General features: G+C 44.4%; 7 protein-coding genes. All 7 read right to left on the bottom strand.

All coding sequences use genetic code 11. The features are described 5' to 3' along the window. Positions 1-87 precede the first annotated feature (87 nt). On the bottom strand, positions 88-2,616 hold the full coding sequence (locus QE404_RS05935; protein ID WP_307447869.1) for a glycosyl hydrolase 115 family protein: 2,529 nt from the start codon (positions 2,614-2,616) through the stop codon (positions 88-90). A gap of 258 nt (positions 2,617-2,874) precedes the next feature. Beyond that, positions 2,875-4,764, bottom strand: a complete 1,890-nt coding sequence (locus QE404_RS05930) for a sialate O-acetylesterase (RefSeq protein WP_307447865.1) — start codon at positions 4,762-4,764, stop codon at positions 2,875-2,877. A 9-nt stretch (positions 4,765-4,773) separates the two neighbouring features. Continuing rightward, positions 4,774-6,738, bottom strand: a complete 1,965-nt coding sequence (locus QE404_RS05925) for a glycoside hydrolase family 97 protein (protein ID WP_307453759.1) — start codon at positions 6,736-6,738, stop codon at positions 4,774-4,776. A 2-nt stretch (positions 6,739-6,740) separates the two neighbouring features. Continuing rightward, positions 6,741-8,117 (bottom strand): glycoside hydrolase family 43 protein, encoded by a 1,377-nt coding sequence (locus QE404_RS05920; protein ID WP_307447860.1) that lies wholly within the window; start codon positions 8,115-8,117, stop codon positions 6,741-6,743. 381 nt (positions 8,118-8,498) lie between these two features. Continuing rightward, positions 8,499-9,908 (bottom strand): glycoside hydrolase family 43 protein, encoded by a 1,410-nt coding sequence (locus QE404_RS05915; protein ID WP_307447857.1) that lies wholly within the window; start codon positions 9,906-9,908, stop codon positions 8,499-8,501. Between the two features lie 6 nt (positions 9,909-9,914). Further along, positions 9,915-11,933: an NPCBM/NEW2 domain-containing protein gene (locus QE404_RS05910; RefSeq protein ID WP_307447854.1), complete on the bottom strand. Its 2,019-nt coding sequence runs from the start codon at positions 11,931-11,933 to the stop codon at positions 9,915-9,917. A gap of 143 nt (positions 11,934-12,076) precedes the next feature. Next, positions 12,077-13,450: a glycoside hydrolase family 43 protein gene (locus tag QE404_RS05905; protein WP_307447852.1), complete on the bottom strand. Its 1,374-nt coding sequence runs from the start codon at positions 13,448-13,450 to the stop codon at positions 12,077-12,079. Between the last annotated feature and the right edge of the window lie 2 nt (positions 13,451-13,452).

The following is a 13,452-nucleotide window of genomic DNA, read 5'->3' as shown; positions in this document are numbered from 1 at the left end:
GAATTTTCCGGTTGAATTGAATTGCATATTAAAATTACCAAAAGAAAAACCACCGGAAAAATTCCGATGGTTTTACATTTTATAACATTATTTTCCGGTGTAATCACTTTCCGGGGCACCGAGATAGCTTGGTTTCAGTCCGACGGTATCGATCAGGATTTTCTCCAGTACGATTCCCGGTTCCAGTACCCTGAACCGCAGCGTATGCTTTCCGGGCTGTGCAATCTGGTGTTTGGTCATCGATCGGATGATGTGTTCCGATTGCCATCTTCCCAATTCTCCTTTGTAATGGCCGTTGAAATTCACCACCTGCGGAGCTTGCCCATCGAATGAGATTTCGTAGCGTAATCCTTTATTGTGATTGAAATTCAACGTTGGAGCCAGCAAGAGTTGTACTTCAAATTCACCTTTGGACTCGAAATTCATGTCGTATTCCAGATACACGTTTTCGTCAGCTTTTGGATAAGCATTTTGTGGAAAAGTCGTTACGCCGGATTTGGTTTTTCCGAAATCGGGAATGACTTCCCAATGGATACGATCCGAATTGTGCAGCCGGGCAAAGTGTTCCGCTTCTATCGAAACATAGCCGTTCTTCTCCTGAAAAACCTTTTCTTTCGGAATATCCGCTTCGGAAACGTAGGTTACTTCAGGCATGATATTTTCCTTTCCGTCGGCCCAGGTTTTGTAACCGATCCGCATCTGGTCCATCATGTGCTGCCATTTTCCGCCGGCCATCACATTGTTATAATAGTTGTCCAGCTCAGCATTTCTTTCAAAACATTGTTTTACCTGATTGGCATATTGATTGGCTTCGGGATCTTTTTTAGCAGCCAGTTCCCTGTTTTTGGCAACGGCATAATACATTTCGTACAGGTTGCTGCAAGCGTCAATTGGGTACAGCACCAGCTGGTAATAGGCATCCTGATATTCCGCCGGAATGTCCTGTTTCAAACGCAATGCTTTTAATGCCAAAGCCCGGTAATCATTGAGAACCGTTTCAAACTCGTTGTAATTCTCGAGGCTGTAGGTTTTCCAGTTCAGGGTTTCAGGTGTTACCCTGCGGTTGTATTTTGCGTAAGTATTGATCATTTCCGCAATTTCTTTTGCGTGTTTTTCACCGAACTGCTGAGCCGACCATTTTTCGGTATACTGGAACAGGTTATTGGCATTGAACTGTTTAGGGTTCCAGGCCATGTCCAGGAAAAAGCTGATCGGGAATTCCATTGGTTTCAGGTCACCGACATTCACGACCCAAACCTTATCTACTTTATGCTCGTAGGAAAGGTTCAGCTGCTCCCAGACGCGCTGGATCGGACTGATGTTGATCCATTTGGAGTTTCTCGGTCCGCCCACATAATCGAAGTGGTAGTACATTCCGTAACCGCCTTTGTGTAGTGGTTTGGAAAGGTCCGGAAGTTTTCTCACATTGCCCCAGTTGTCGTCGCAGAACAGCAGAATCACATCATCCGGTACCCGCATACCTTTGTCGTAATAATCCTGAACTTCTTTGTACAACGCCCAGACCTGCGGTGTTCTTTCCGGTTTTTTCCCGGTGACATCTGCAATGATCTTCCGTTGGTCTTTCACGATTTTCTCAAGTAAGGAAATATTGGTACCCTCTCCCATCGCTTCATCACCGTCGCCCCGCATTCCTACCGTTACCAGCTTTTCCCAATTCTTGCTTCTTTCCAATCCGGATTTCCAGAATTTTTGCAGGGCCTCAGCGTTTTTAGAATAATCCCAGACATTCGGCAGGTTGTTTCTCTTGATGTACCGGTGCCAGTCGGTCTGCGCCAGGGCCATCGGTTCATGATGGGAAGTTCCCATCACGATGCCTATTTCATTGGCCAATGGTCCGCTCAAAGCATCATCGTCATAAAACGCTTTCCCCCACATCGCCGGCCAGATGTAGTTTCCTTTCATCCGCAGGATCAGTTCAAAAACTTTCTCGTAAAATTTGGAGTTGATTCCGCCGAAAGTGGCTCTTGCCCAACTTCCTAATGAAGGTTCTTCATCGTTTAAGAAAATTCCACGGTATTCAACGGCAGGCTCTCCGTCGGTATAGATTCCTTTTTTAAAGTATACATTTTCCTTTTTCGCAACCGGAACATCTGCCCAATAATACCAGGGCGAAACGCCGATCTGCTGCGACATTTCATAGATGCCGTAAATCGTTCCCCTTTTGTCGCTTCCCGCAATTACAATCGCTTCGGAAACACCGGGAAACGGATCGCTTATGTTTTGAATGATAAATTTCTCATTTTTTCCCATCAGGGATTTTCCGTCAATCTTCTTTTGCTTAATTAAAGCATCGATGGTCTCGCTCTTACCTGCCTCGCCGATGATGATCAGCATCCCGTTGACCCCGGAATTCTGGGAAATGAGATGAGGCTGAATGCCGGTAACTTTCTGGAAATCGGACTGAAGGTTCGCCACTGCACGGAGAATCCCTTTATCCGAATCGCTATCCGAAAACAGCGTCAGTCCTGAACTGCCTTCTTTCAATACCATCGAATTTTCCGTCTTCACAAAAGAAATAAACGGGTCGGCGGCTTTTACCATGGTCGTCAAAACCAAAGTGACCAAAAGAGAAAAATAGTTGAATATCGTCTTCATAATCGTTATTTATTGCGTATTTATTTAATAGATCGTTTAAACTTTTTATTTAATCACAAAGTCACAAAAGCTTTTTGACACATGAGTCACATGCGATATATGTTAAAGTATTACGGATATTTTAGACCACATGAGATTAAAAATCAAAAATTTTTATCCTTTTAAGAACTTTCCATATTCTCGTCATTGCGGTATTGTCCTTTGTAACTTTTGTGGTTAATTTTTGAAATTAGTTTAAATAGACTAAGTAATCAAAACTTACCAGTCATCGGTTCTGAACGGCGATGCCAGCAGACCTTCTGCATTTTCCAGATTCGCCTCTTCGGGATTATTGCTCCATGCATACCGTACCGCTACCGGGTTTTTGATTTCATTGCTGCTGACCACAACGGTATTGCCTTTGATTTTGGCTTCGGCCCAGACAAATTTTTTATCGCTTCCGGCAATGGCAAAATGTTTCAGTGCTCCGTTTCTGCTTTTCAATCCTTTTCCTACGTTGTCGAATGAAAGGATCACCGTTGAATTTTCGACCTTCATCGACTTAAAAACAGGGCCGCTGCTGACCAGCTTTTCACCGTATACCAGTTTCCGGGCAGCCAGGAACAGGCGCTTTGCCATATCTTTTTTATTGAGCGGATGAATGTCATTCCACTCCCCGAGATCATAATTCACGCTCATTGCTGTATACGGAACGGTTTGTGAGGTTTTAAACTGAGCTTCGCGGATTCCCGCCCATCCGCTTGGTACGTTGGGATCGTTTGTTTTTTCCATAAAATTGGGAAGCTGAACGAGTAAAAACGGCATCTGCTCCCATTGAAATACTTCCCGCCAGTTTTCAATCAGATTTTTCAGTAAACCGGCATAGTTTTCAGACTGACCGGCGTTGCTTTCCCCCTGGTACCAGATGGCTCCCCGGACTTTATAATCCCGGATCGGGTAAATCATCCCGTTGTACAATCCGGAAGGCGTATTCCGCAAGTTTTTCAGCTTTGATTTATAGTCTTCATCCTTACTCATATCCCGGCCGATGTTGTATTTCCACTCGCCTGTTAGATCGACCACAACACCGTCTCCTACGATTTTATAAGGCTTATCGGCAACGAATTCACCGTTCCCGAAGTTGGAAGTCAGCTGGATGGCAATAGTATTTTTCCCCTGTTTCAATATTCCGCCGGGAATATCATATTTCCTTGGCGGATACGTATATGAGGTGGCGCCTACGAATTTTCCGTTGACGAAAACCGAGTCGCTGTCGACCATGACGCCCAGGTACAGCCGGGCAAACTTCCCGTCCATGGAAGCCGGAAGTTCAAAATTTTTCCTGAACCAGACTGTACCTTTCGCCTGGATGCCGTTGTCTTTCCACTTTCCGGGAACTTTTGCTTTTTGCCAGTCTGCATCGTTAAAATCCTTCTGATTCCAAAGATTCCTTCCTTTGTCGAGTTTTGAGGAATTGAGTGCGGACAATGCCTGCTTGTCAATCAGGTCATTGGGAAAATCCTTCAGATGCTCCTGGCTGACCCAACTCTGAATGGCCGAACCGCCCAGACTGGAAACCAGCATTCCCTGCGGAATTTTGGTATGTTCATACGCTTCAAGCGCGTAAAAATAAGCAAAAGCGGTCCAGTTCATCACTTCTGAAGCCGTTCCGGTGAACCATTTTCCACCGGGTGCAATGTTCTCCTGAACGGATTCCACATTGTTCTGAGTAGGGACTTTGAAGTACCTGATTTTATTGAAATCCGAAACATTGATTTCCGGGAAACGGTCGGTTAGCCGGGCAATAGGCGTTTCCATATTGGATTGTCCCGAAGCGAGCCAGACATCGCCCACCAGGATATCCCGAATCGTAATTTCATTGATTTCCATTACGAACGGACCACCTGCTTTCTGCGGCTTCAACTGTACAGACCATTTCCCGTTCTTATCCGGCGAAGTATTGTAAGTTTCATTCCGGAACCTGATGGTAATGTTTTCGCCCTGATCCGCCCAGCCCCAGATTTTTAGCTCCACATCACGCTGCAGCACCATTTTATCACTGACCAGATCCGGGAGCTTTATTTTCCCGAACAAGAGCTGATGACTGAAAAAAGCCATCAGGAAGAGTATTTTAAAAGTCAGGAACGATCTGAAATATCCGGTTTTCATTTTTAAGATTTATTTTAAGTTGTAAATCAGGATTAATGAATAACAAATCCGCCTTTGGACTGGATTTCTATTTATTAATTCCCCGTTTTTATTGATGGTCACGGATTTCTCTGAAGTCATTCCTTTTGAGTCATCATTGATGAGTTTCACCGTCTTTCCGGCCAACATCGGAAGTTTCAGCGTTAATTTCTGAGCGTTGTTTTCAGCATTTACGCCGACAACATACCATTGGTCCTGATGCCTTCTGGCAATAACGGAATATTTTCCGGGGTAGCCGTCGATGAAAACCGTTTCGTCCCACAAGGTCGGGATTTCCTTCATAAAATCAAGCTCGAATTTCGGAGCGTCCTCCAGGTTGTTCGGCATTACCGCAAACATCTGAACCGGGTTCTGAAATAATACCGCCGTAGCCAATTGGAAGCCGTCTGTCGTGTAGCGTTTGTTTTTTTCTTTATTGGATTTGGTTAAATAGTTGTTCAGGAAAGTTCCGCCGAATTCCATACTTCCGACTGTGTTCCGGATGAATGGGTGAAGTGACGCAAAAAAGGCTTCCTGTTTACGGACATCTTCTGAAAAATACAGCATTTCGGAAGCCAGGACGGCTTCACTCCCGGCATAATTCGGGTACATGACTTCCCAACCTCTCGGTAAAGTGGCCCCGTGGAAAATGATGGTAATACCGAAATCGTTGGCATCGGAAAGGATATCTTCATACAAGCGCATCGTTTCCTGTTTATCACCACCAAAGAAATCCACTTTCAGTCCTTTGATACCGATTTCTTTCAGCCATTTCATTTCTTTTTTACGTTCGATGGCAGAGCTCATTTTATTCCTCGGACCCATTGGTGCATCATTCGCCGCTCCGTTGGAATTATACCAAAGCATAACGCCTACATTTTTAGATCGGGCATACTGAACGAGTTCCCTCATCCGTTCTTTTCCGATATTTTTATCCCAAAGCGCATCCATCAGGATGAACTGGTAGTTCATGGCCGCGGCCAGGTCGATGAATTTCTTTTGGTCGTCGTAATTCATGCTGTTGTCCTGCCACAGGATCCAGCTCCAGGTTGATTTCCCGAAACCGTATTTTTGCGAAGGCGCATACATCGGCTCCACAACATCGAAAGAAACGGTGGTTTCTACAATCGGTTTCAACGATTCCCCAACGGTAATGGTTCTCCACGGTGTTGTTCCCGGCAGTGAAATGGCCGCTCCGGTGCTTCCGAAACCGTTGTTTTCCGCCATATTCGGGTACGCCACCTGGTAGAGATTTTTTTCGGCGGTTGTATCGAGATGGGACGCGCAGTACAGGCTGTTCACACCGGTTTCAGACAGTAAAATCCAGCCGTCGTTCCCGATATGGAACAGTCCCGGGAAAACGTAACCGTAATCCGCTTTTGTTCCCAGTTCCGCATCTGCTTTATAGCCGCTTTCATAGCTTGGGGCGGTTCTCGCGAAACCGGTCATCGGCTTCATCATCGGAGAAAGGAACGTCGTGGTTTGGGAAGGAAAACGATATCCCGTTATTTCCGACTGTACCACAGCGCTTAAACGGTCTTTCATTGGCTGAAGATCATACCTGAAAGCGATGTTGTTGTTGCTTACCTGAAAATCTATACCAAGCTGGTATTGGTCGGCATTGGTAAAATGAACGGCCAGGGTATTGGCGTTGTAAGCCACCTGAGATTTTTTGATTTTTTCGTTGGTGTAGGTTTTTGAGACCCGGTCTGTTTTGCTGTCGGCAAATTTCAGGTTTTGGGAAAAGTCGGATTCGTTGGTTACAAGGCCCAACGGGGATTTTTCCAGCATGGCTTTTCCCTGGAAGGTTACGTTGTACAGCGCTTTCCCGTTCTCCGAATACACGCTCAGTTTCAGTTTTCCATCAGGGCTCGAGACTTCGGCAACCTGCGCCGGCATTGTATTCACTATGAGAATACCCAGGGTAAATGATAGTTTTAAAAAAAGTTTATTCATAATCAGTTATTTTCAAGAAAAGTCCAGTAATCGAAAAACATCACATCCTTTGCTGCTTTCCCATTGAATATAAAATACAGGTCGTGAACCCCGGTGATTTTTTCTTTCAATTGGGTTTTCACGGTTTCCCAACGGTCGTCGCCTCCGGTGAGCGGTACTTTTACCGTAGCAATCACCGGCCCGGTAAGGCTGTCTAGGCAGACATCCATCGTTACATCGCTGTTATGCGTAGTTCCTACCCTTGCGGTAAAACCCGCTGCTCCTTTTTTGCCGAAATCTACATTTTTCACACGGGTGTAAGCGCCACTTTTTTTAGCCTTGACAAATACACCGGCTTCTTTGTTCTGATAGGATTTGACGTTTTCCGACCAGGCGATGGTCTCAGCCTGGTTGAAGCAGTACGGATTGACGGAAGCAATAGCTTTGGTAATTCCATTCGTCATTTTGATAGGCGAAATAGAACCGTCTTTATTAAAGTTAAGTTCCTCTATGCTTACCGACCTTGTAAACCCACTTCCCCCGGGCAAGGCGCCGTTGTGATAGAAAAAGTAGGTTTTGCCTTTGAAATCAATCACTCCCGGATGGTTGGTAAAGGATTTCCCTTCGGTCGGCATCACGATTCCGCCGTATTTCCAGGGTCCCTGCGCACTTTTGCTGGTGGAATAGCCTATGAATTCAGGAAGCGGACCGCCCGGCCAGAAGAGGTAGTACAGGTTTTTCCTTTTGTAGAGCCACGGGCCTTCTTCGTATTTGGTCGGCCTCTCCGGGTTTTCTTTTCCTTCCCTTTTTCCGAAAGATTCTACAGTCATCGGAACTTCCACAATATCGCCTGAATAGGAAATCATATCCTGATTCAGTTTTACATATTTCAGCTTCGGGTTTCCCCAATACATGTGGGCCTGACCGTCATTGTCCACAAAAATGGTCGGATCGATATCGCCCCATTCGCTCTGCACCAGAGGTTTTCCCAGCGGGTCATGAAACGGTCCGAACGGACTGTCACCTACCGCAACACCGATCGCGCCTTTGTTATTGGTTTTGGACCACATCGGAACATACATGAAGAATTTTCCGTTCCTTTCGACACATTGTGCTGCCCAGGCATCGCGTTTGGCCCAGTCGAAATCCTTATAGGAAAGGATGGTTCCGTGATCGGTCCAGTTCACCATATCGTCGGTGGAATATACCTTCCAGTCATTCATCGTAAACCACGTGGAATCGTCTTCATCGTGGGTTGTATAGACGTACAGCCTGCCGTTGTAGACCATCGGTGCCGGATCGGCGGTATAGTTGGTCTGAATGATGGGATTCTGGGCAAATGCATCCGCTGAATATCCGATCAGGAAGAGACAGAGTATGGATTGTAGAGTCTTTTTCATATTTTCTATTTCATTGTTTATTGTTTGAATACTGAATGTCTATTTATAACCACCAACTTTAACACATGAGTCACATTAAATTTTCTTAGTTTTAATTATTGTGTATATTTTTAGAACACATCAGATTAAAAATCTTTGATTTTTAAAAACTTTGTGAGCTTGTTTAACGTATGACATACATCTTTAATAATCGGCGTCACTATCTTTTGTGGCCTTTGTGGTTAAGATTTTCCTTTAATGGTTCAAGTCATCTTTTGGCTGCATTACTGAAAATCTTTGATTTTCTTCTTCTGTGATCTAAAATACTCGCAACGCATAAAAATCTAATCTCGTGTGTCTTATGTGTTAAAACTTTTGTTGATCAAATTCAGACGTTTCATTTTATTTTTTCTTAAAGCTCCAGGAATCGAAGTTGAACAGCTTTCTTCCGGCGGTGATGTTTTTTCCCTGGAATACAAAATAGACATCGTGGACGCCGGAAACAGGCTCTGCTATCGTTGTAGTTAAGGTTTTAAAGTCTTCCCAACCGCTTGTTCTCGGGATTTCGATCTGGGCGATCTTTGTTCCTTTTACCTCATCCAGATGAACTTCCAGGATTCCGCCGTCGATTCCTGCAGCCACCGAAGCTGAAAATTCAGCAGGCCCATTGGTTCCGAAATCCACCGCCCTGACTTTGATGTAGCCTCCGGTCCGGATATCGGAAACGTAGACACCGGTTTTCTTATTTTCGGAAGTGCTGCATTTTTCCGACCAAGCCATGGTTTCGGCTTCGTTTTTCTGATATGGATTTAAGGTTCCTAGAGGATTTACTCCTTCTTTGGTGATGGTGATTCTTGGGATGGTGCCATCGGCATTGTATTTAAATTCTTCGATGGCTGTTGCCCGCCCGTAACTTCCGCCGTTCGGCAATAAAGCATTGTGATAAAACAGGTAGGATTTTCCTTTGTAATCGATGATTCCGCCGTGATTGGTAAAGCTGTTTGTCGGCTGATCGGTCATGATTTTTCCACGGTATTTCCATGGTCCGGTGGGTGAAGCACTGGTTGCGTACGACAGGCATTCCGTTCTGTTGGTCATTCCCGCGTACATCATATAATATTGTTTGTTCCGTTTATAAAACCACGGACCTTCCACATAAACATCGTCGAATTTTTCCTGTTTCTGCAAAACTTCATTGCTTTTTCCGGGCCGTCTGAGTCCGCCGAAAGCTTCCACCGACTGCGGAACTTCCGTGATGGATCCGTTATAGGTGGTCATGTCTTTATTCAGTTTAACGTAAAACAATTTACTGTTTCCCCAATAGAGATAGGCCTGCCCGTCGTCATCCACAAAAGCCGTCGGATCGATATTGTCCCAGGTTCCGGTAGTCACCAACGGCTTCCCCAGCGCATCTTTGAAAGGACCGGTCGGGCTGTCTGAAACGGCTACCCCGATGGCCATATTGTTATCTACCGTCTGCGCGCAGATGTACCAGTAGAATTTGCCGTTACGCTCTACACATTGTGCCGCCCATGCCCGGTCTCTTGCCCAACTGAACGATTCGAGCGAAATCGGAGACCCGTGGTCGGTCCAGTTCACCATATCATCCGATGAATAGACATGCCACCTGGTCATCGTATAAAAATCGAATCCCGGCTGGTCGTCTCCTGTGTAAAGGTACATCTTGCCTTTGTACACCATCGGTGCAGGATCGGGTGTAAAATGCGTCTGGATTACGGGATTCTGGGCAGAAATACCTGAACTTACCAACAACAATGATAATGCTATATATTTTGATTTAAATTGAATCATATTTTATTATTTTGATGAAATAAATTTATAATAAGCCACACCGTGCGCCGGAATATCCAATGATAATGCCTGATTTGATGTATTGATTTTTGCAATATCCTGCTGTCTCCAGATATCTCTTACGGTTTGACGACCGGAAATCCTGAGCTGCCTGAAATCTTTGTAAGACATATTCACTTTTTCCATTCCGAAATTGGCAAAAGCCACCGCTTTTCCGCCGTCTTCAAGGTCTTTGACATAAATTTTCAATTCGCCAATGGTCTGCAGACAAACGCCCTGTTTTCCTAAAGCATCCTGATTTACAGCAATGACCTCATCATTCGTTAAAAGATTTAAAGTAAAATCATCCAGCTTTTCAAGGTCGCAACCAATCAGTAATGGTGCTGAAAATATGCTCCAAAGACTGATGTGTAAATATTGTTCGTCCGGTTTCAATCGGCTCTGGTGCGGATTTCCCCAACCTACGACACCTACCACCAGCATATCCGGGTCGTTCCAGTTGCCGGGTTTTGCGTAAGGTGCGGCTTTATCCTGAGCCAAAGCAATATTTTTAACACTTGCCCAGGTATCGGTAATGTCGTTAGTTGTTCGCCAGGATTGTGCATCGGCATCATTTCCCCATTTCCAGACATCGCCCATCCCGTATTGACAAAGATTGTACACAATATCACGAGGCTGATTTTTTAGTAGATTTCCCATTAATTTGAATGGTTTCACGCCTTTATCCAAATCTCCTCCACCCTGAAAATTGAGGGAAGAAACTTTGTTCGGGTCGTTATCGGGCAAACCGTCAATCACGCCTCCGTAGCTGCACCAATCGTATTTCAGATAATCAATTCCCCATTTGGCATAGCTTTCGGCATCTTGCTTTTCGTAGCCGTAGCTTCCTGCGCAACCGCCACAGGTCCAAGGTCCGGGAGAGGAATAGATTCCTGCTTTCAGACCTATTGAATGAAAGTAATCGGTTAATTCCTTCATATCCGGAAATTTGGAATTGGTCAGAATATAACCATCATTATCCCGGAATTGCCCTTTGAAAAACGGGTCTTTTCCGTCCCTGTTAAATTGCCAGGAATCATCGATGTTGATGTAATTCCAGCCGTGGTTTATAAGCCCTGTTTTAACCAAAGCATCGGCAGCGCGTTTTACTTTGTCGGCAGAAACCTCGTGTCCGAAACAGTTCCAGCTGTTCCATCCCATTGTTGGTGTCAAAGCTATTTTGTCTCCGCTTTCTATTCTTATTTTTTTTGAAACTGAACCTTTAGCATTTTTAGCGGATAAAAGGACTTCATAGGTTGCTTTCGTATCTATTTTTCCGGTAATAATTCCGGTTTTGGAATCTATTGTTAAACCTTTCGGAAGATTTTTTGCTGTAAAAGTCATCGGTCTGTCACCCGTTGCCGCAATCCTGAACAAAAAAGGTGAGCCGGGACGAACGCCGTAAACGCCTGCAGAATTAATTTTTGGTGTTGCCGCAGGTTTTGGTGTCAAAATATATGGTACTGATGAAATCGGGTTAAATGTGATCAGCTGTGCACCTTCTGAAGTTTCAAATTTGGCATCTGCCCAATCGGCGTGGTCATAATACGGTCCGTTTCCGCCATCTGCTACGACCAATTCTAACTGTTTTACACCTTCCAGCAAAACGGAAACAGGCTTTGCCTTATCGCCCAGATGCATAACGCCGCTTGACCAGAGCTTTTTGTTGTCGCCGTAAATCTCAAATTCCACAGCGGGATTTTGACCTTTCATTTCGTCATCCAATCCTACCAAAGCTGAAAAGCTCTTTGCTTTGCCGTTTAATTTAATCAGTAGAGAACTTTCGGCATGGGTTCCGAAACCCCGGTCGAACGTTTTTCCGGCAATGGTCAGTTTTTTTCCGTCCACCGAAGTATTGATGCCGGGTTTTCCATTTCCTTGTGTCGCAACGCTTAAGTCTAATTTATCTAGCCAAACGGTTGACTGCGCATTTAAATAGCATCCGGCAATGAGAAAGCTGAGAACAAAAAGTTTAAATCTGAACATTTTTAAAATTTTAACTAATAATTAATGTAACTCATAACAATAAGTTTTGGCTAAAGCCAATTACCTCTTCTGTATAAAATGGGCTTCCTTCGACTGGCTCAGGATGACAATGCCCATTTCTATTGATATTCCTGAATTCAGCTTTAATTTTCATTAAATTTCCACCAATCAAAATAGAAAAGGTCTTTTTCACCTTTAAAAACAAAATATAAATCGTGGATTCCTTTTACACTTTTCAGAGGTGTATTAATGGTCTTATATAAGTCGCCATCACCTTTTCCTGTAACGTTTACAACTCCCAGCAATGGCCCATTAAGAGCATCTGAACGCACTTCTATTTTCCCTCCGTAAAGAGAAGCAACATTCACATCCAGAGATTTTACGCCTTTGGAAAAATCTACCCCCTGGATTTTAATATAATCACCATTGTTAATTGAGGTAACGATGACACGGTCTGTGATTTTTTTACCTCTGTTATAGGGTTGATTGCGTTCCCATTCTGTGACCATTTCTGTTTTCAGACCTTCGCTGTAAGCCATTGTTTCTGCTTCCACTTTTTTATAAGGGTCCAGAGTACCCACTCTTTTTGCACCATCCGTAGTCCAGAAAGGAAGTTTCTGAATGGTTCCATCTGCATTGTAGGTAATTTCTGTGACACTAACAGACCGGCGTTCGTAATGTTTGCTCATCGTCTGCATTCTAAGCATATGATTGAATCCGAAAACATAAGATTTGCCTTTGAAATCTATGATACCGGGATGATTTCCGCTGGATCTCTGGTCGCCATCCATGATCACACCTCCATAATTCCAAGGACCTGTAGGTGATTTTGCCATTGCATAACCAATTCCTTCCGGACAACATTTAGAAGCGTAAGCCATATAGTAGATTCCGTTTCGTTTCCACGCCCAGGGTCCCTCCTGATATTTGAAAGGATCTGGCTGGTCTTTGACCTTCGCAAACGAAGGGTCTTTGGTAATTGGTCCGGCAAGCGAGATCATATCTTCGTTGAGTTTAGCATACCAAAGATTGGGATTTCCCCAGTACAGATAAGCCTGCCCATCGTCATCAATTAAAACTGTGGGATCGATGTCATCCAGAGAATTTTTGATCAAAGGCTTGCCGATAGGATCGGTGAAAGGACCATACGGACTGTCCGCCACCAAAACGCCAATACCCATATTGTTGGGCATTGGACAGTACATATAGAATTTTCCTTTTCTTTCAACAACCTGTGGCGCCCAGGCACCGTTGTCGGTATTTACCCATTTAAAATCTTTAAGAGAAGCCACTACACCATGGTCTGTCCAATTGACCATATCTGTGGAAGTGTATAGTAACCAGTCTTTCATTTTGAATCCGAAAGCATCGTCTTCATCGTGGCTGGTATAAAGGAAAACCGTGTCTTTGTAAACCATCGGCGCAGGGTCGGCAGTGAATTTGGTCTGGATGATGGGATTCTGGGCAAATGCGGCCTGGAAGCATCCGAATATCATGGTTAAACTTAAAAATTTCATTG

Origin of the sequence: Chryseobacterium camelliae (assembly GCF_030818575.1) — a bacterium.
GTDB classification, from domain to species: Bacteria; Bacteroidota; Bacteroidia; order Flavobacteriales; family Weeksellaceae; genus Chryseobacterium; species Chryseobacterium camelliae_A.
This window is presented reverse-complemented; position numbering and strand designations above follow the sequence as displayed.

Excerpts from the sequence above, each read along its gene's own strand:
- QE404_RS05905 (WP_307447852.1), bottom strand. The coding sequence starts at position 13,450 with ATGAAATTTTTAAGTTTAACCATGATATTCGGATGCTTCCAGGCCGCA.
- QE404_RS05915 (WP_307447857.1), bottom strand. The coding sequence starts at position 9,908 with ATGATTCAATTTAAATCAAAATATATAGCATTATCATTGTTGTTGGTA.
- QE404_RS05910 (WP_307447854.1), bottom strand. The coding sequence starts at position 11,933 with ATGTTCAGATTTAAACTTTTTGTTCTCAGCTTTCTCATTGCCGGATGC.
- QE404_RS05935 (WP_307447869.1), bottom strand. The coding sequence starts at position 2,616 with ATGAAGACGATATTCAACTATTTTTCTCTTTTGGTCACTTTGGTTTTG.
- QE404_RS05920 (WP_307447860.1), bottom strand. The coding sequence starts at position 8,117 with ATGAAAAAGACTCTACAATCCATACTCTGTCTCTTCCTGATCGGATAT.
- QE404_RS05930 (WP_307447865.1), bottom strand. The coding sequence starts at position 4,764 with ATGAAAACCGGATATTTCAGATCGTTCCTGACTTTTAAAATACTCTTC.
- QE404_RS05925 (WP_307453759.1), bottom strand. The coding sequence starts at position 6,738 with ATGAATAAACTTTTTTTAAAACTATCATTTACCCTGGGTATTCTCATA.